General features: G+C 54.7%; 17 protein-coding genes and 2 pseudogenes. 17 read left to right on the top strand and 2 right to left on the bottom strand.

What is annotated here, in order from left to right; all coding sequences use genetic code 11:
• Positions 1-88: 88 nt before the first annotated feature.
• A pseudogene (locus ABD76_RS25040) lies at positions 89-831 on the top strand (YggS family pyridoxal phosphate-dependent enzyme).
• Between the two features lie 59 nt (positions 832-890).
• Here ABD76_RS25040 and pdxR read toward each other — a convergent pair.
• Positions 891-2,321: a MocR-like pyridoxine biosynthesis transcription factor PdxR gene (gene pdxR, locus ABD76_RS25035; RefSeq protein ID WP_197259707.1), complete on the bottom strand. Its 1,431-nt coding sequence runs from the start codon at positions 2,319-2,321 to the stop codon at positions 891-893.
• Positions 2,322-2,523: 202 nt separating this feature from the next.
• Between pdxR and ABD76_RS25030 the strand changes: the two genes are divergently transcribed.
• Positions 2,524-3,240: a type 1 glutamine amidotransferase gene (locus tag ABD76_RS25030; RefSeq protein ID WP_197259706.1), complete on the top strand. Its 717-nt coding sequence runs from the start codon at positions 2,524-2,526 to the stop codon at positions 3,238-3,240.
• Between the two features lie 100 nt (positions 3,241-3,340).
• Here the strand turns inward: ABD76_RS25030 and ABD76_RS25025 are convergent, their stop codons facing one another.
• Positions 3,341-3,916, bottom strand: coding sequence for an RNA polymerase sigma factor (locus ABD76_RS25025; RefSeq protein WP_197259705.1), 576 nt, complete (start codon positions 3,914-3,916; stop codon positions 3,341-3,343).
• Between the two features lie 320 nt (positions 3,917-4,236).
• Between ABD76_RS25025 and ABD76_RS25020 the strand changes: the two genes are divergently transcribed.
• From ABD76_RS25020 to ABD76_RS24950, 15 genes and pseudogenes are all read left to right on the top strand, one after another.
• Positions 4,237-4,626 carry a hypothetical protein gene (locus ABD76_RS25020; protein ID WP_242069803.1) on the top strand — a complete coding sequence of 130 codons (390 nt, stop codon included), beginning with the start codon at positions 4,237-4,239 and terminating at the stop codon, positions 4,624-4,626.
• 272 nt (positions 4,627-4,898) lie between these two features.
• The gene (locus ABD76_RS25015; protein WP_197259704.1) at positions 4,899-6,419 is read left to right on the top strand and encodes an alpha/beta fold hydrolase; all 1,521 of its coding nucleotides are present in this window, start codon (positions 4,899-4,901) and stop codon (positions 6,417-6,419) included.
• Positions 6,420-6,600: 181 nt separating this feature from the next.
• Complete coding sequence (sigY, locus tag ABD76_RS25010; protein WP_197259703.1) at positions 6,601-7,143, top strand: RNA polymerase sigma factor SigY; 543 nt, start codon at positions 6,601-6,603, stop codon at positions 7,141-7,143.
• Complete coding sequence (locus ABD76_RS25005) at positions 7,127-7,537, top strand: YxlC family protein (RefSeq protein WP_197259702.1); 411 nt, start codon at positions 7,127-7,129, stop codon at positions 7,535-7,537. Before sigY ends, ABD76_RS25005 begins: the two co-directional genes overlap by 17 nt.
• A complete protein-coding gene (locus ABD76_RS25000) occupies positions 7,534-7,767 on the top strand; it encodes a sigmaY antisigma factor component (protein ID WP_197259701.1) in 234 nt (77 codons plus the stop codon). The genes ABD76_RS25005 and ABD76_RS25000 overlap by 4 nt, the downstream gene beginning before the upstream one ends.
• A gap of 154 nt (positions 7,768-7,921) precedes the next feature.
• Positions 7,922-8,653 carry a BofC C-terminal domain-containing protein gene (locus ABD76_RS24995; protein ID WP_197259700.1) on the top strand — a complete coding sequence of 244 codons (732 nt, stop codon included), beginning with the start codon at positions 7,922-7,924 and terminating at the stop codon, positions 8,651-8,653.
• A 161-nt stretch (positions 8,654-8,814) separates the two neighbouring features.
• Positions 8,815-9,966 carry a cation:proton antiporter gene (locus tag ABD76_RS24990; RefSeq protein ID WP_197259699.1) on the top strand — a complete coding sequence of 384 codons (1,152 nt, stop codon included), beginning with the start codon at positions 8,815-8,817 and terminating at the stop codon, positions 9,964-9,966.
• 177 nt (positions 9,967-10,143) lie between these two features.
• Positions 10,144-10,647 (top strand): crossover junction endodeoxyribonuclease RuvC, encoded by a 504-nt coding sequence (gene ruvC / locus ABD76_RS24985; RefSeq protein ID WP_197259698.1) that lies wholly within the window; start codon positions 10,144-10,146, stop codon positions 10,645-10,647.
• Positions 10,644-11,264 carry a Holliday junction branch migration protein RuvA gene (gene ruvA / locus ABD76_RS24980; protein ID WP_197259697.1) on the top strand — a complete coding sequence of 207 codons (621 nt, stop codon included), beginning with the start codon at positions 10,644-10,646 and terminating at the stop codon, positions 11,262-11,264. The genes ruvC and ruvA overlap by 4 nt, the downstream gene beginning before the upstream one ends.
• Positions 11,265-11,279: 15 nt before the next feature.
• Positions 11,280-12,281 carry a Holliday junction branch migration DNA helicase RuvB gene (gene ruvB / locus ABD76_RS24975; RefSeq protein ID WP_197259696.1) on the top strand — a complete coding sequence of 334 codons (1,002 nt, stop codon included), beginning with the start codon at positions 11,280-11,282 and terminating at the stop codon, positions 12,279-12,281.
• 98 nt (positions 12,282-12,379) lie between these two features.
• Complete coding sequence (locus tag ABD76_RS24970; protein ID WP_197259695.1) at positions 12,380-14,521, top strand: SpoIID/LytB domain-containing protein; 2,142 nt, start codon at positions 12,380-12,382, stop codon at positions 14,519-14,521.
• A gap of 12 nt (positions 14,522-14,533) precedes the next feature.
• On the top strand, positions 14,534-15,571 hold the full coding sequence (gene queA, locus ABD76_RS24965) for a tRNA preQ1(34) S-adenosylmethionine ribosyltransferase-isomerase QueA (RefSeq protein ID WP_197259694.1): 1,038 nt from the start codon (positions 14,534-14,536) through the stop codon (positions 15,569-15,571).
• Positions 15,572-15,598: 27 nt separating this feature from the next.
• A complete protein-coding gene (gene tgt / locus ABD76_RS24960) occupies positions 15,599-16,738 on the top strand; it encodes a tRNA guanosine(34) transglycosylase Tgt (RefSeq protein WP_197259693.1) in 1,140 nt (379 codons plus the stop codon).
• A gap of 93 nt (positions 16,739-16,831) precedes the next feature.
• Positions 16,832-17,152 (top strand): preprotein translocase subunit YajC, encoded by a 321-nt coding sequence (gene yajC / locus ABD76_RS24955; protein WP_197259692.1) that lies wholly within the window; start codon positions 16,832-16,834, stop codon positions 17,150-17,152.
• A gap of 1,214 nt (positions 17,153-18,366) precedes the next feature.
• A pseudogene (locus tag ABD76_RS24950) lies at positions 18,367-18,713 on the top strand (group II intron reverse transcriptase/maturase); the annotation flags it as partial.

Here is an 18,713-nt window from a genome sequence, read left to right as displayed (position 1 = left end):
AATTTGGACGTGTTCAACCCATCCAAATTCCATTATGCTGAACACATGAAATGATAGCTGCATACGAAAGGAAGCAGGAGGGGAGAACGTGAGCGATAGAGTCGAAGAAAACCTGAAAGCGGTGCGTCATCGAATCGAAGCGGCTTGTCAGGCCTCCGGTCGGAAGAAGGAAGAGGTCAAGCTGCTGCTGGCCACCAAGACGGTGCCGCTAGAGAAATTGCGGAGCGCCATCCGGGCGGGAGAGGCCTTATTCGGGGAGAACAAGGTCCAGGAGCTTCGCGGCAAATATGCGGATATGCAGGAGTACAAGGAGGTGGAATGGCATTTTATCGGACATCTCCAGACGAATAAAGTGAAGGACGTCGTCAAATATGTCACGATGATCCACTCCGTCGATCGGCTCAAATTGGGTAGGCTTTGCACACGCAATTGCGGAAAGAGAATAAAAGGATGGATATTCTCGTGCAAATTAATACCTCCTACGAGGAAAGCAAATTTGGCGCGCGGCCGGAAGACGCGCTGGAACTGGTCGAACAGCTCTCCCAATTCGACACGCTGCGCGTGAAAGGGCTGATGACCATCGGCAAGCTGAATGCCACGAGCGACGAGACCCGGCATTGTTTTCGGCTATTGAAGCAGATCCAGAACCGGATTAGCGCCAAAAACATCCCGGGGGTCGAGATGAACCTTCTCTCGATGGGGATGTCCGGCGATTTCGAGGTCGCCATTGAAGAAGGAGCCACCATCGTGCGGGTAGGGACGACCATGTTCGGCGAGCGCGATTTGCCGGACAGTTATTATTGGAACGAAAAAGCGGGTTCGCCTGATTAAGACATGCTTCGTCCCGTAGCCGCAGAGGCCGGAGGGCCTGCGGCCCGATGGGGACGATGCTAGACCAGGATGTCTGCAAGCCGGTGACTGCCCCGCTGGATGGCCGCTTCGTCCACGTTCGGGAAGCCGAGCACCCAGCCTTTGCGATTGCTCTCCAGACAATACGAGCTGAGGGGATAGACGTATATGCCCTGTTCCAGAGCCCGTCTGGTCGCGGTTTGTTCATCATACGTGTCCTCGGCTTCCAGCAGCATATGCGAACCGGTCTCCACCCCGGACAGCGTGAACCGGCCGCCCAGGCCGCTTGCCATAATCGCTTTGGTCATCGCTTCGTGTCTGCGCCGGTACACATTGCGGACTCTTCTCATGTGACGCATAAAATGGCCGCGCGCGATAAAGCGGGCAAGCGTCAGCTGCTCCATCATCGGCAGATGGCGGTAAGTCAATTGCTGTACCCGGGCCAGCCGGCTGATCGCTTCGGCCGATCCGACAATGGCCGACAGACGAATGCCGGGGGCAATCATTTTGGAAAAGCTCATCATATACAGGGTGTTGCGGGGCTGCTGGCTGAACAGCGTCGGAAGCGGAGCTCCGCGGTAACGGAATTCGCTGTCGTAATCATCCTCCACAATCCAGCACGGAGCCGAAGCGGCCAGATGCAGCAGCCCCTGCCTGCGCGGCTCCGACATAATGACGCCAACCGCGCACTGATGCGAAGGCGTCACGAAGACGAGCTTGGATTGCGGATGGATGCGGTCCACCTGAAGGCCGTATTCGTCCACGGGAGCGGGAACAACGTTCATTCCCCGGTACTTCATCGCCATCCAGGCGGCAGGGAAGCCGGGATCCTCGACCGTGACCGTGTCTCCTGCGCGCAAGAGAGCTTGCGCGATCAGGTCCAGGCTGTGCTGGGCGCCCGAGGTCAGCAAAATCTGATTCACCTGGACATGAATCTCCCGTTCCAGCGACAAGTAGCGCTGGATCTGCTCCCGCAAGGGGAGGTAGCCGTACGGATCGCCGCAGGCCCAGCGGCTTGCGTCAATGCCTGCTGCTGCCTGCAAGAACGATTGGCGCCATAGCTGATGGAAGCGCTCATCCAAAAACGGCTCATGGGGGCTAAAATTGATATCCACCCGATATGGCCTGCTGTCGCCCATCCAGTGGTGCAGATGATCAACAGCCGCATCCAGATAGGGGAGCTCGGGCAGCGGAGGACCCGCCGCTGTCGCATCGGTTGCCGGGCCGGCAGCTTGCTTCCACTCGCTAACGCGGGTTCCGCCGCGCCGGGAGGTGACGGTGTATCCCCGGCTGAACAGCTCCTCGTACACGATCTGGATAGTGGAACGCGAGACGCCAAGCAATTGGGCGAGCTCCCGCGACGGAAGCAGCAATTGTCCCGGGGGCCAATGTCCGGCCGTTATGTTGTGGATCGCCTGGTCAAGCAACTGCTGCCATATGGGCCTGTCATCATTGCGATCGATGGTCAACATTTCAAGCACCTCCGGCTCATAATCGAGATAAAAAAATATGGATTGGTCAGAAATCCGCGTTTTGGACATACTCGTCCATTCCAATGATTGATATACTAACATGACGAATAACGTTGAACAACTATATTTAGCGCGAAAGAATGGCGCTATCCGCAACGGGGATGCGTTTGGTTGCGGGATGACCGACGGGAGTGGCATGAACATGAACATTCATTATTTGCAGCACGTTCCTTTTGAAGGACCTGAGCAAGTGTCTGCATGGGCACAACAAAAAGGCCACCAGCTCACGGGTAGCTTATTGTATGAGAACGGGCGGTTACCGTCTATTTCGGAATTCGATATGCTTGTCATTCTCGGCGGTCCGATGGGGGCATATGAAGAAGAGCGCTTTCCATGGCTGGCGCAGGAAAAGAAATTAATCCAGGAGTCCGTCCGGCGGAACAAGCTGGTGCTGGGCATTTGCCTTGGGGCGCAGCTGCTTGCGGAGGCGCTTGGGGGAAGAGTGTACCAAAATAAAGAAAAAGAGATTGGCTGGTTCCCCGTCACTTTGACGGAGAAAAGTCGACAATCCTCGTTCTTTAAGGAGCTGCCGGACATATTCGTGCCCTTCCACTGGCATGGGGACACCTTCGCATTGCCTCCCGGAGCCAAGCATATCGCCCGAAGCCCAGGCTGCGAGAATCAGGCCTTCGAATACGGGGACTGCGCGATCGGGCTGCAGTTCCACTTGGAATCCACGGATTCCAGCATCAGAAGATTAATTCGGCATTGTCCCGACGACATTGGGCAGGGCCTCTTCATCCAGCGTACGGAGGGCATGGTTGGCCAGACAGAACGGTTGGATGCGTCCAACGCGATTTTATTTCTATTGCTTGATGCGGTGGAGAAAAAATATGGCAGACAGGAAAAATCGCTTTGAAGCGGCAGCCGCTTCCCGGGATGCAGCCGGGGAACGGCTGTTCATTTTGTTGTGCCGGGAGGCAGCCGCCGCCCTCCGCCAGCATCGGGAACAGCATCCATCATCCTTCCTCGCGAACGCCCCATTTTTTGCAAAAATAATAGCGTAATTTTTTGCGCGCTCTAACCAATAATTGCGCAGAAGCTTGCTCGCTGATTCCTAATTCCCGAGCCAGCTCCCGGTGTGACTTATCTTCGACATAGTAGCGAAACAGTACATTGCGGTATCGCGCATTGAGCTGGTTAAGCGCTTCATGAAGCATTTCATCCCGTATTTGCTCCTCCACTTGATCGGCTACTGCCGTCTCGGCCGCCGAAGCGAAGAGTTCCTCTTCATCCATGCCCTCCAGGTTGGATAGAGATTGATATTTTTTGTTTTTTCTCAAGTAATCAAAGGCGGTGTTCCTCGAAATTTGTTTGAGCCATGCCTTTATCTTTACGGGATTTTGTGATTTAGGCGATGAGGCAATCACTTTGAGGAAGGAGTCCTGAATTACGTCCTCCGTCAGATCATGATTTCGGAGCAGGAAGTAAATATCATGGTAGATGAATTTTCGGTAGGATTGAAAAGTAAGTTTTTGAGATGGACGATCTAAGTGTTGGAAACCATAGCGCAAAAAAGATAACCACTGTTCCATAATGCCCCCCACATCGTTGGATACAAGTATTATCCAATTTAATTTCCTATATATACTAATATATGCTTATATCGTATATGAATCCATATTTGAATAGTGTCGAAAATGTGAGCAAAACTACTATAATATGAAATAAACGAAATATTTCGTCATATTTTGGAAGTATAAGTCGTGGTAACCATGTAGAAAAGGCAATCATCACGAAACGGCATCTCTTATCTTGCAGAGAGGAGGTGTATTTTCGACAGAACCGAACATTTTTTGGTAAGAGGTACATCAAGTTCTAGCGGGGAAATTTTCAAAAAAAGAAAGGGAGATGAATGGAAATGAAGTTCGGTAAAACGATTGTCGGCATGGTAGCGATTATGGCTTGCGTGTCAGTGGCAACGGCGGCGTTTGCAGACACCAAATCAGTAAAGTTGACGGGATATGGGCAACTGAAAGGCACGTTAGAAGGGCGTTATTATGAAACCTCGGTGACTGATAATCCTGATAACGCAATTTTGACTATAGAAGGAACGATTCAAGATAAGAACGGAAAGACGCTTATCGGACAAAAGAAACTCGAAAGCAGACGGGGAGATCGTTCTTTAAGCGGCTATTGGAGCGGCCTGCCTTCAAATGCATACGCCATTTACGGAGCGCACGGCGTTAAAGGCGGAAGCAAGCATAAGCCTGGGGTGGTTTATACCGTAACTCATATCAAATAAGAGATAAAAACTTCGTTGGAGAAGGATTTGCGCCAAAGCAGGCAAAGCCAGCATGCTTTGCCTGCTTGGCTGCGTGTTTTTTGTTCATGAACCGGAAATCGGAAAGGGGGCGCAGTATGCCTAAATTATGGCTCTTCAAGCTTGCGGCCTTCCTCGTCGTCATGATATTGCCTTTAGAAGGATGTTCATATGCGAATCTGGATGACAGAGCATCGAATACCACCAGATTACAGCCTCATTAGCTTGAAGCAAATAAGAACACGACGGTCGTCATGGGCAGTCTCGCTCATCAATTCACCAATCTGAAATACGATAATAACGGGGAAATGATTCCTCTGCGTTACGATGGGGGCGAACTAAAAATCGATTACTCCGTGAGCGCCTCCGGGGAAGCGAAAAATGTCGGCTTTCTTCTCTTCGTGGACGGATTGCCCCAGCCTTATCGATTGAATGCGCCGGAAGCGCCCTATCAATATATGCACATTATCGATCTAGAGAAGGATGACCAAGAGACACCGCTCGCATTTCTGTTTACCCCGGTTACGGGGAAGCAAGGAAATACCATACCGGTTAGCATAGCCAGTGTCTACAACCCGGCATTCATCCCGGATTTGGCCGCGGCGAGCTCCTATGGCGGGTATCATGCGATCCTGGAGGCGGTTGGTTCTGTCGCTTTTGCCAAAGACGCTGATACTCTGGATCATTCCGTTATCCCTCGCTATGAGTACATAAGCAATGTGCGCCTCTCTGCTGCTTCGCTGACGCAGGAACTGGTGGTTGACGCCGGTGCGGAATCGATTGACGAAGCTGACAATCAAGTTTACAGCCTATTGCAATTCGATGGAGCATTGGCAGACGATAAACACCACATCAACGACCAGGGCACCCTTCATGTGACCTTCACCTTATTCGGCCCCCCTGGAGCGCGATATCAAAATACCTTTTACATCAATCATGAAGCATTAACAAGCGAGGATGGTGGTACTTTCGACTCTTGGTATCGGGCCTGGCTCCGTCTCGGAGAACAGGCAGAGGCCGACAACAGGAATCTCCATGCCGCCTATTATTACCGCCTAGCCGAGTTTTTTCTCAAAAAAGGGCCTGAAAAACAGAAAATGTACGAGAAATCGATCCATAACTTCCGCAGCGTAATGGATCAGGGGCCGGGACAAGGAGAGTCGCTAAAAAAGGGTCTCGCCTTCGAACCGCATTGGGAAAAGCCGGTGAGCGCCCTCTTGGATTATTTCAAGCTGGAGGATGTGTGCCTGATTGGCGTGTCGTGGGGCGGCTATTTGGCGCTGCGCGCGGCGGCTTTTGAGCGGAGAATAGCGAAAACGGTTGCCTATGATGTCCTTTATGACGGGTTTGACTGTATGATCAACCCGTTTCCCGCAGCGATGCAGACGGTCATCAAGCTGATCTTCCGGATGAGAGCCAAGAGCCTGATTAACTTCGTGCTGCGGCAGGCCATGAAAAAGAATCTTATTTTGGACTGGGCGATCTCGCATGGGCAATATATTACCGGCACAGACAGTCCGTATCATTTTTACATGGATTTGAAGCGGCATACGCTGCGCGGCATCACTTCGAAGATCGAATGCGATGTGCTGCTGCTTGCCGGAGAGCGCGATCATTATATTCCCAGTACTCATTTTCATTTATTGATGAACCGGCTTACCAACGCCAGCACGTTAACGGGCAAGATGTTCACCGACAAGGAAGGCGGGGCCGAGCATTGTCAAATCGGCAATCATGGGTTGGCGATCAAGGCCATTTTGGATTGGCTCAAGTAACGTACGGACAAGATACAAAACGGCAGACTCTTAGGAAACGGATTACACTGGTTCTTAAGAGTTTTTTGCATGCAGCGGATGATTTTGTGATCGATTCGTGATTTCCGATTGAACGATCGGACAGACTGAAACGTAATATAAGTACTTTACCTGCTGCAGGAGAAAAGGAGGCGGGGGACACGTGGATCTGGAGCAGGAATGGATTCGGCGGGCCATTCGCGGAGATACCGATGCGTTGGCCGATTTACTGCACAGGCACTATTCCTTTTTACACAAATATATGCTGAAGCTGACGATGAACCCGAGCGTGGCTGAAGATGTCGTGCAGGACACGATGGTGCGCTGTCTTGAGAAAATACACACCTATAACGGGAAAATGAAGTTTTCGTCGTGGCTCATCATGATCGGCTCGCGGCTGTATATCGATATGCTGCGAAGGAGAAAGGTCGAACAGCGTTGGCAGGAAGCGGAGGAGAAGCAGGCCGCGCGCCAGCTTCGCTATTATATGGAATCGAGCGATGTCGAATGGTCTTGTCTGCTTGAACAACTGGGAGCATTGTCGGCTGAACAGCGTGCCCCGATTGTGCTCAAGCATTATTACGGCTACTCGATTCCCGAGATCGCGGTCATGCTCAATGTAAATGAAGGCACCGTCAAATCCCGAATTCATTACGGATTGGAGAAGCTGCGGAAGGAGTGGAGCAAGGATGAACAAGCGCAATAAGAAGAAGCTGGATATCTCGGTGACTGCCGAGGCGGGGCGGAACAAGCCGCACACGACGCCTGCGGAATGGGAGGCCGACCCCGAATCGCTGCGCAGGCTGCACCAAGCTTGGGCCAGCCTGGATCAGGCCAGCGAGCGGAATGCGGAAATTCCGGATGTAGAACAACTGCAGCGCATGCTGCACAGCCGTTCCCGGCGCAAGCGCAGCCGATTGTGGAAGGAACTGCTGCTGCTCTGGGGAGCGGCCTGCGTTCTCGTCGGCGGAGGCTTGACGCTGGCCGCCACAGATTGGCGCGCCTTTGCCGGCTTCCAGGCGGCGGCTCTGGCGGGCGGCATCGTGTTCTGTCTCTTCAAGTCGCCGATTCGCGCTGCGGAGGAAGGTGAGCGGGAATGAAACGGCATTATACGTTCAACGAAGTCGAGTGGTGGGCTTGGGCCCTTATCGCGATTGTGTTGGTTGCGCAAGGGACATGGCTGTTCCTGGATGCCCGCAAGCGCGGAAAATATCCGTGGTTCTGGGGAATTTGGGGCTTTACAGGCACGCCGACGCCCCTATTGTGCTACTTACTGTTCGTCGTGAAGCCTTGGCGGAAGAATCGCGATCGGAATCATCCGGACAGATGAAGCGCCGGATGCGCGGGATGGGCCGCCATCCTGCTGCAGAACCGGAACAGCCTTCTCCCGGATGGCCGTTGACGCGTTCGGGGAACGGTTCGGTTGGTATAACATCCCCCTCTATTGGGCCACACTATGGATAAAAAAGTAAGAGGGGATTGTCATGACTCGAGAACATCGTTCCCATTGCCGGTTCTCTTATCGGGTAAAGCAATGGAAACAGGATATTCGCCGCATGAAAGGCCCGATCTGGTGGCTCGTCGCTATTGTATTATTTTTTGGTGCCCTGACCTTAGGAATTCGGATGTCGATGGAGATCCGCCAGCTCATTTACGAGCGGGAGACGCCCATCTCAATGGAAACGTTCGCGGTGATGCAGGACGATGAGTTCGCCAAGCTGCATGATTCTTCGCGGCTTGTCCTGAATCAGCTGCTTCAGCAGGACGACCGGAAGCGCGAAGTTATTCATCGCCAGCAGTTCATTTGCGGCCAGCGGGAAGAGACGATGGGCAAGCATACTTCGGCTGCTATCATTCAATTGATGCTGAATCATCCGGATTGGGGGGCCACGATGGATGACGCGGGCCGGGTCATTATGGAGGAACAGATCGAGGAAATATCCGAACGCTGCAAGGATGCCCGCATCAGTCTCGACGAGGACGGGAATCTGACGCTGTACGAAGGCCCGCCCGAGCAGAAAAAAGTGATTCGGACCTTTTTCCAAATCGATGTCGAATCGATGGAGAGCGCGCTCCCGCCCAATGTGCTCCAGCAGCTGTATGACGGCATTCTGATTACGGATACCGATGAATATCACAGCGTGCTGTCCACCTTTAGCGATTATGCGGTGGAAGCCTCGCAGAAAGTGATGAAGCAGGCGGAGGAGGCCAATTGACAGCCGGACCGCATTACGAATATGGACGTCCCTTTAGGCGTCCTCATTTTTTGTCCGCTCCGGTGGAATGATAAGAATCGGCTGATTCCAATGCCGCAAATGGCCGGTTCTCAACACCGGAAGTAAATTGGGTTAAACGCCTCTAAGGAAGGAGGATGCGCATGGATATCGTGCTGATGCTCCTCATTGTGCTGACGGCCACCAAGCTGGCCGGAGATTTGACGGTCAGGCTGGGCCAGCCATCCGTGCTGGGGAAGCTGATCGTCGGCATCATTGTCGGCCCTGCGGTTTTGGGCTGGGTGACCAACGGGGAGATCGTTCGCGACATGGCCGAGGTCGGCGTCATTTTGCTCATGTTCATCGCGGGCCTGGAGACCGACCTGGACCAGTTGAAGCAGAACTGGAAAGCGTCGGTGGCCGTCGCGCTCGGCGGCATTATTTTCCCCTTCATCGGCGGGTATCTCGGAGGGACTGCTCTCGGTTTGGATCAAGGACAGTCGATGTTCATCGGGCTGCTGCTGTGCGCCACTTCCGTCAGCATCTCGGTTCAGACGCTGAAGGATCTCGGACAGCTCAGCTCCAGGGAAGGAACGACGATTCTCGGAGCCGCCGTCGTCGATGATGTTCTCGTCGTCATCCTGCTGGCCTTCATGCTGAGTCTTCTCGGAGCGGGGACGGAGCAGGCTTCCCTTGGATGGATCGTCGGCAAGAAGGTCATTTTTTTCGCCGGGGCGATTGCCGCCGGCATCTACGCCGTGCCCCTCCTGATGAGATGGCTTGCTCCATTGAAGGTAAGCGAAGCGGTCATCAGCGCGGCGCTCGTCATCTGCTTGGCCTTCTCTTATGCCGCGGAGCAATTGGGCGTAGCCGGCATTATCGGTGCGTTTGCCGCCGGCATCGCCATCTCGCAGACCGATTTCAAGCAGGAGGTGGAACATCGGCTGGAGCCGATCGCTTACGGAATTTTCGTGCCGGTCTTCTTCGTCAGCGTCGGACTGGAGGTCACCTTCGCAGGGTTGGGCCAGCATGTTGGATTTATGCTGCTATTTTCGGTTATCGCGATTGCCACCAAGCTGTTCGGCTGCATGCTGGGGGCGCGAATGACGGGCTTCGGCCGCCGGAGCGCATTCGGCATCGGGTCGGGGATGGTGTCCCGCGGCGAGGTCGCCCTCATCATCGCTACCGCCGGTTTGGAGGGGGCGCTGTTCGACGCCGCCCTGTTCACGCCCCTCGTCATCGTCATCATCGTGACGACGCTCGTCACGCCGCCGATGCTCAAATTGGCTTTTCGCCACGGCGGAAACCGTTCCTGATGCCACCCGCCGCGGCCATCCGGCGTTTTGCCAGGCTTCGGACGCGGCCCATTCATCCCCGTTCAAGCCTGCCAATTGCGGCGGAAAGACTCATTCTCTTCCTTTCGATCTGTGTTATAATGGAGTGAACACATATGTTCGCCAGACACACACGGAATCGTTAGGGAGAGATTTTTTTTGCGAATATTAGGAATTGACCCGGGCATTGCCATTGTCGGCTTCGGATTTGTGGATAAAATCGGCAGCAAGGTCATTCCCGTGCAATATGGCTGTATTCAGACCGATTCGGCTACCGCTCCGGAGATTCGGCTGCTGCAGGTGTTCGAAGCGGCGGAGGAATTGCTGGACCGCTATAAGCCGGACGCGATGGCGATCGAGAAGTTGTTCTTCAACCGCAACGTAACGAATGCCTTCAGCGTAGGACAAGCCCGCGGCGTCGTCATTCTCGCGGCCGCGAAGCGGGGCATTCCGATCGGGGAGTACACCCCGATGCAGGTGAAGCAGGCGGTAGTCGGTTACGGCAACGCCGAGAAGAGACAGGTGCAGGAGATGGTGCGGCTGCTGCTGAAGCTCAAGGCGATACCGAAGCCGGACGATGTGGCGGATGCCTTGGCCGTGGCGCTATGCCACGCCCATTCCAGCGGATTACATGACAAATTGAACGGAGTATTGCGTCCATGATTGATTTTGTTCGCGGACCAGTGGTCCATTGGGAAGCCGATTATGTCGTATTGGATGTTCAAGGGATAGGATACCGCATCTATACCCCGAACCCGTACGCGTTTGCGAAGTCGGAAGCGGCCGTTACGGTATATACGCATCATCATGTGCGGGAAGACGCGATTCTGCTGTTCGGATTCGCGTCGCGGCAGGAGCAGAAGCTGTTCCGCCGCCTGATTGAAGTGAGCGGCGTCGGACCGAAGGTGGCGCTCGGCATTTTGAGCGCGGGGAAGCCGGATTCGGTCGTGGCGGCGATCCAGCAGGAGAACTATTCGTTCCTGACGAAGCTGCCCGGAATCGGGAAGAAGACGGCTCAACGCATCGTGCTTGATCTGAAGGACAAGCTGGACGGCATGGTCTGGGATGTGGAGCCTGGATCTCTGTTCGCAGAGATGCAGACGATCGCGGAGGAGCGGGAAGACGGCGCGTGGGACGAAGCCCGCGAAGCGCTGAAGGCGCTTGGGTACAAGGATGTGGAACTGGATCGGGTCTGGAACGATCTGCAGCATCGCGTCCATGCGGACGAGTCGGTCGACACGCTCATGAAGAAGGCGCTGCAATTGCTGTTCACAGGGTAAAGAGAGGCGGTACAGATGGAAGAACGCATCATTTCAGCCAATTATATGATGGAGGATCAGACGGTCGAGTTGAGCCTGCGTCCGCGTTATTTGTCTGAATACATAGGGCAGAACCAGGTGAAGGACAATCTGAAAATATTCATCGAAGCGGCCAAAATGCGCAAGGAAGCGCTCGATCACGTGCTGCTGTATGGTCCGCCCGGATTGGGAAAAACGACGCTGTCCAACATTATCGCCAACGAGATGGGCGTGAATATCCGCACGACCTCGGGTCCGGCCATCGAGCGGCCGGGAGACTTGGCGGCCTTGCTGACCAATCTGCAGGAAGGCGATGTTTTGTTCATCGATGAGATCCACCGGCTTCACCGGACGGTGGAGGAAGTATTGTATCCGGCGATGGAGGATTTCGCGCTCGACATCATTATCGGCAAAGGCCCGAGCGCGCGCTCCGTTCGCCTCGATCTGCCCCGCTTCACTCTTATCGGAGCGACGACGCGGGCAGGCCTGCTCTCGGCCCCGCTTCGCGATCGCTTCGGCGTCGTGAGCCGGCTGGAGTATTACAGCAAGGATGAGCTTAGCTTCATCGTGAGCCGAGCCGCCGATATTTTGGACGTCCAGATTACAGGCGAGGCAAGCGACGAGATCGCGATTCGCTCGCGGGGCACGCCGCGGATTGCGAACCGGCTGCTGAAGCGCGTGCGCGACTTCGCTCAAGTGCGCGGCGACGGGATTATCACGCCGGCATTGGCGGGGGAAGCGCTGCGCTTGATCCAGGTCGATGCGCTCGGCCTTGACGCGATCGATCACAAGATGCTTCATGCGATGATCTCCCATTTCCGCGGCGGTCCGGTCGGACTGGATACGATTGCCGCGACGATCGGGGAGGAGAGCCAGACAATCGAAGATGTATATGAACCTTATCTGCTGCAGATCGGATTTTTGCAGCGGACGCCCCGAGGGCGCATGGTTACGCATCAGGCTTACCACCATCTAGGATTGCCCATTCCAGAGAAATAAATTCATCCGCTATCGATTATAATTATTTGTCCCAACGGACCTTTGGAAAGACATCGACATCGACTAGACACGACGAGCAGGAAGGGGAACAGAAGAGTATGACAACCACCTACCGGAATGTGATTCGAAGAACCGTCACCGGCGCCGTAGCGGGCACGCTGCTGCTCGGGGGAGCCGTGATGCTGCCTGCAGGGGGCTTCCCTGCGGCGCCGGCCGTTGCTTTTGCGGATAACGGACAAGCAGCCAAGGCCGGAGCCAAGTCAACGGAGCAGATCGTATCCGAACCGATTCGTGTCGCATTATTCGCCGATTTGGGCAGCCGCTCACCGGGCCAGACGCCTCAGGTGACCCTGAATGCCACCGTCGGGCTTCAGATCGGAGCCCGGGGAGCCGGCCCGTCGGGAGCCTTGACGGCGGAAGGAACGATCCGCTTCAGTGCGGATGATTATAAAATCAAGCTGTATGAATCGAAGAACAAGGCGGCCGCTCTGGCCGTGCTGAAGCAAGCGGATGCGAACAACACGGCCGTCATGATTGAATTCAGCCGCCGCGGGGCCCTATTCTATGCGGTCTATGCGGGCAGCTACCCGACCGAGAAGGCGGCCGGCCAGGCGCTTGACCGCATAAAGGACGATCAAGACTTGATGGAACTGGTGCAGGACTACAAGCCCAGATTAGCCGGTCCGAATTATTTGGAGGCAGGAACCTATTCGTCTGAGAAAGAGGCGGCATCGGCGTTGAAGACACTGCTGGATGCCGATATCGATGCCTACCTCGTGACGATACCGGATAACGGCAAGAACCGGACAGCGGTATGGGCCGGACAAGCGGCCTCCGCAGCCGATCTGGCTGCCGCCAAGCAGAAAATGGCCCGCGTCTCCCTGACGCCCGCAACTCCGGAGGCAGAAGGCGCGCTTATACATACGACGGAAGCCGGGGAAGGCAAGCCGATAACGCATTATCGCGTGAACGGCGACGCCAAATGGATGGTGTCAACGAGCACGCCGAGCACGATTCAAGTAACAGAGCGCTACGGCCGGGCCTACCGGGGCGATATGGAGGTCAGTCTGCACAAGGATAAGCTGGCGCTCGTCAATGAAGTTCCGTTGGAGGAATATTTGGTATCTGTCGTAGGCGGGGAGGTATATGCCGAATGGCCGCTGGAAGCCCTGAAGGCTCAGGCGGTCGCGGCCCGGACGTTCGCGCTCTACCAGAATGACAAGTTCGAGATTGCCAACGTGGTGGATACGACGTTAAGCCAGGCGTACTTCGGCGTAGAGAAGGAGCATGCCAATATCCGCAAAGCCGTCGAAGCGACGGCAGGGGAAGTGCTCATGCAGGACGGGAAGCTGATCGAAGCCATCTTCCACTCCAATGCCGGAGGGAAGACCGCCGATCCGAGCGAGATCTGGGGCGGAGACTATGGCTATTTCCAAGTGGTTGACAGTCCGGACGAAGGAGTGCTGGAGGGCAAAAAATCATGGTTCCAGGTGATCCTGCCGGACGGGAAGAACGGATATGTAAGGGAAGATGTTGTTCGTCCGGTGAACCGCAACAATGAAGCCGGGTTCGAGCAGGTGACCGCGATCGAGGACGGAACGAACGTAAGACCGATCCCCGCGATTCAATCGAACGTCGCGCCCGTGGCGAAGGTGAACAAAGGGACGGAGATGACGGTCATCGATACGGTGCCGGAATCAACCGAGATGAATTGGATCCGCGGGCCATATACTTCTGCCCAGATTACCGCCTGGCTCAAGGAGCGGACCAAGACGGAGCTGAACGGACCGGTAACGAGCTTGAAGATTACCGAGCGCGGACCTTCGGGGCGCGTAACCAAGATCGAAGCGAACGGCGTTCCTGTCGGGGTAAGCTATCCGGACAATTTCCGCAGCGCGTTCGGCGGCTTGCCGAGCACGCTGTTCGACATCGTGCCGGCCGGAACCGCCGCCGTGCTCGGCGCGGACGGCAAGGCGAAGGATACGAAGCTGGCCGGCTCGGCGGCCCAAGGCTCCGGGGACGCCAACGGATCGTCTTTGCCGGCGGACTCGGCGGCTGTTGACGCCAAGGGCAAGGCCGAAGTGATGTCGAAGGAACCGTCCTTCCTGTTCGTCGGACGCGGCAACGGCCATGGCGTCGGCATGTCGCAATGGGGCGCGAAGGGTCTGGCCGATCAAGGGTATGACTACGAAGCAATCTTGAAATACTACTATAAAAACGTAGATTTAGTGAAACGGTAGGGCATAAACAACATGGATGTAAATTTATTTGATTTTCATTTGCCGGAACGCCTCATCGCTCAGACGCCGCTGCCGGATCGAACGGCATCGCGCCTGTTGGCATTGAACCGGCGGACCGGAGAAGTGCAGCACCGGACTTTTCCCGATATTATTGAATACTTGAAGCCGGGCGATCTGCTGGTTCTGAACGACACGAGGGTCATTCCGGCCCGCCTGTTCGGCGTCAAGCCGGATACGGGCGGGCATGTCGAGGTGCTGCTGCTGAAGCAGGAGCAGGATGATGTATGGGAAGTGCTCGCGAAGCCGGCCAAGCGGTTGAAGAAGGGAGCGACCGTCCGCTTCGGGGACGAGCTGACGGGCACCGTCATCGAGGAGCGCGACATGGGCGGGCGGCTCATCCGCTTCGAGTATGCGGGCATCTTCAATGAGATTCTCGATCGGTTGGGGCAGATGCCGCTTCCTCCATACATTAAGGAACAGTTGGAAGACCGGGAGCGTTATCAGACGGTATACGCGAAGCGCGAAGGCTCGGCTGCGGCTCCGACAGCGGGTCTACATTTTACGGACCGCATCCTGGAGCAGATTCGGGCCAAAGGGGTGCGCATCGCCATGATCACGCTTCATGTCGGTCTGGGCACGTTCCGGCCGATGTCGGCGGACGTGGTCGAGGAGCATGTGATGCACGCCGAATATTATGAGGTGTCCGAGGAGACGGCGGCGCTCATTAACGAGACGAGAAGCTCGGGCGGCCGGATTATCGCGGTCGGCACCACTTCATGCCGCACGCTGGAGACGGTTGCCGGCCGGTACGGTTCATCGCCCGTGGCGGCGTGTTCGGGCTGGACGGATATTTTTATCTACCCGGGATACGAATTCCGGCTTGTCGACTCCCTGCTGACGAACTTCCATCTGCCGAAGTCGACCCTGGTAATGCTCGTCAGCGCCTTTGCCGGCCGGGAGCATATTATGGCGGCTTACCGGGAAGCGATAGAACAAGAATACCGGTTCTTCAGCTTCGGCGATGCGATGTTTATCTTCACGGACGACTAACCTACTTACGACAAGGATGATGATTCGATGGCAGCAGCAGTAACCTATGAATTAATTAAAACATGCAAGCAGACCGGCGCGCGCCTGGGCATCGTCCATACGCCGCACGGTTCGTTCGAAACGCCAACCTTCATGCCGGTCGGGACCCAGGCGACGGTCAAGACGATGAGCCCGGAAGAATTGAAGGAGATGAACGCGAAGATTATTTTGAGCAATACGTATCATCTTTTTCTGCGCCCGGGACATGAGATCGTACGGGAAGCGGGCGGCTTGCATAAATTTATGAACTGGGACCGCGCGATCTTGACCGACAGCGGCGGATTCCAGGTTTTCAGCTTAAGCGATATGCGGAATATTGAAGAGGAAGGCGTTCATTTCCGTTCCCACCTGAACGGCGACAAGCTGTTCATCTCCCCGGAGAAAGCGATGGAGATTCAGAACGCGCTCGGTTCCGACATAATGATGGCATTCGACGAATGCGCTCCTTATCCTGCCGAGCACAGCTACGTCAAGCATTCGCTGGAGCGGACGACCCGCTGGGCGGAACGATGCCTGAACAGTCATGCGAGACCGCATGATCAGGCGCTGTTCGCTATCGTGCAGGGCGGAATGTATGAAGATCTGCGCATACAGAGCGCCAAGGATTTGACTTCGATGGATTTCCCGGGGTATGCTATTGGAGGACTCAGTGTGGGCGAGCCGAAGCCGTTGATGTATGAGGTATTGGAGACGACGGTGCCCCTCTTGCCTGACAGCAAGCCGCGATACTTGATGGGCGTCGGATCGCCGGACGCATTGGTGGAAGGATCGATGCGCGGAATCGATATGTTCGATTGCGTCCTGCCTACCCGTATTGCGCGCAACGGGACAACGATGACGAGCCAAGGCCGTCTCGTCGTGCGGAATGCCAAGTTCACAAGGGATTTCGGACCGCTTGATCCGAACTGCGATTGTTATACGTGCCGCAATTATTCGCGGGCGTATCTCCGCCATTTGATTAAGGCGGATGAGACGTTTGGCTTGCGCCTGACGACGTATCACAATTTGTACTTCCTGATGAATCTGATGCGTCAAGTTCGTGAAGCCATTCGCGAAGATCGTTTGCGTGACTTCCGGGATGAATTTTTTGAAGCTTACGGAATGGATCGCAACGAGAGCGGCTTTTAATGGACCGCCGATGGCTGAGTGCGCAGATAGACAAGGGCATTGGCAGGAGGAGTCCATACATAGGTTAACCATTTGGAGAAAGGGGGATTGTCCATGTTTTTAGCCGGAGCAGCCGATCCGGGCGCTGGCGGCGGGTTGTTAACGATGCTGCTGCCATTCGTTGCGATGTTTGCGGTATTCTATTTCCTGTTGATCCGCCCGCAGCAGAAGAAGCAGAAGCAGCGCAATGCGATGCTGAGCGAGTTGAAAAAAGGGGACAAAATCGTGACGATTGGCGGCCTTCATGGCACGATTATGGAGATTACCGACGACATTGTCGTACTGCGTGTCAATGATGTTACGAAGATGACATTTGACCGCAATGCGATTAGCACGGTGGTCAAGAGCGAGGAAGCCGCGAGCGCGTCATCATAGTGTTGTCGCCTTTTACCGAACACGATATTTATCGCTTCAGACTGTCGACAAAGTCCTGTCGACAGTCTTTTTTCTTAGGAAGGGCGGGGCCGGGGAAGGCAGAACAGGTTAGGTTAGGGCAAGCTGGTCCGCGCATGAAGCAAGCTGTTCCCCGCATGAAATTGCTGCACAGGCGCAGCATTTTTAACCTCAATAGGCTAAATTCCGAGAAAATCCTGCAAAATTACATTATTTCGCCATTTTAAACGCTAATTATGCCTCGCCGCACGGTAATTGCTGTATTTTTGCAGTAATCGTATTTTCGCAACCTCGTGTCAATGAAATTGCTGCATTCTTGCAGTATTGGCGGAGCAGATGACTAGAGTGGCGGGAGATACTGCAGCTTTAGGGGAGTGGATGACCGGAGCTGCAGACATTTTGGCCGGGAACGATGGAAGATGATATGGAGATGTATTTCGGAGCGGCTATGCTGCCATGAACCTCAAAAAATTGGCGACCTGGCACTGGAAGACCGGTCGCACCTCTCCTAAGTTCTCTTTCGTATTTGTAAATAGGGATTAAAAACGTAAAGAACTCCCGCGATTGCAGTATTTCGCGGGAGTTTGTCTTCAATCTGAAGCGATGTCTCGATAGAGACATCGCTTTTTTTGGTGCGCCCAGCATGGGCGCTATCTCTAGGGTTCAAGTCCCGAACGGTGAAGGCAGTAGTAGCCGTAGCTTAAGACAAGGGTGTCGACCGTGAGGTCGAATCTGAAGGAAGTCGGCGGCAAATCTCCGGTCTGAGGAACACGAACTTCATATAAGGCTAGCGCATGTTGGATGAGGTTGCCAAACAAACCAAAGTCCTTACTGCCGAAGGCATGCGAAAGTAAATGAAGCAGATAGATGGAGAGGAAGATAGCGCTCTTACCTGGGGAGATCTGTATGAACGCAGAGTAACTCTGTAAATCTGCCTGTGAAGGCAGACTGAACATACAGAAGTCAGCAGAGGTCATAGTACGACGGTTGTGACGTCAACGGTCGGAAGGACTGAACATGTTATAGGAATTGAACAACTTGGATTTCGAATGTAAGCAATGAAGGCAGACAATCTCCTGTTTTTATTCTCGGAGACCTATCTGGGGAAGTAGCGGTGAATACGCAAGGGTATCCAGAAGGGCTGAGCTTACAGCGGCATGAACAGAAGAACAATTCACGCGAGGAGTATGTCACGAATGATGGAGTTGCTGTTGTCACGGGAAAACTTGCTAACTGCACTGAAACGTGTGGAGGAGAACAAAGGAAGCCACGGCGTAGACGGAATGGCCGTAAAAGAGTTACGAGCCCACATCCTGCAAAACTGGCAAGAAATCCGTCACCGCTTGAAAGAGGGAACCTATGAGCCAAGTCCAGTCCGTCGGGTCGAAATCCCGAAACCGAACGGGGGAGTTCGGCTATTAGGCATACCAACCGTGACAGACCGATTCATTCAACAAGCAATAACGCAAGTATTGACACCGGTGTTTGACCCTGCATTTTCCGAACATAGCTATGGGTTTCGTCCGCGCAGACGAGGCCATGA

The sequence above is a fragment of the Paenibacillus dendritiformis genome (assembly GCF_015845845.1).
Lineage (GTDB): Bacteria > Bacillota > Bacilli > Paenibacillales > Paenibacillaceae > Paenibacillus_B > Paenibacillus_B dendritiformis_C.
This window is presented reverse-complemented; position numbering and strand designations above follow the sequence as displayed.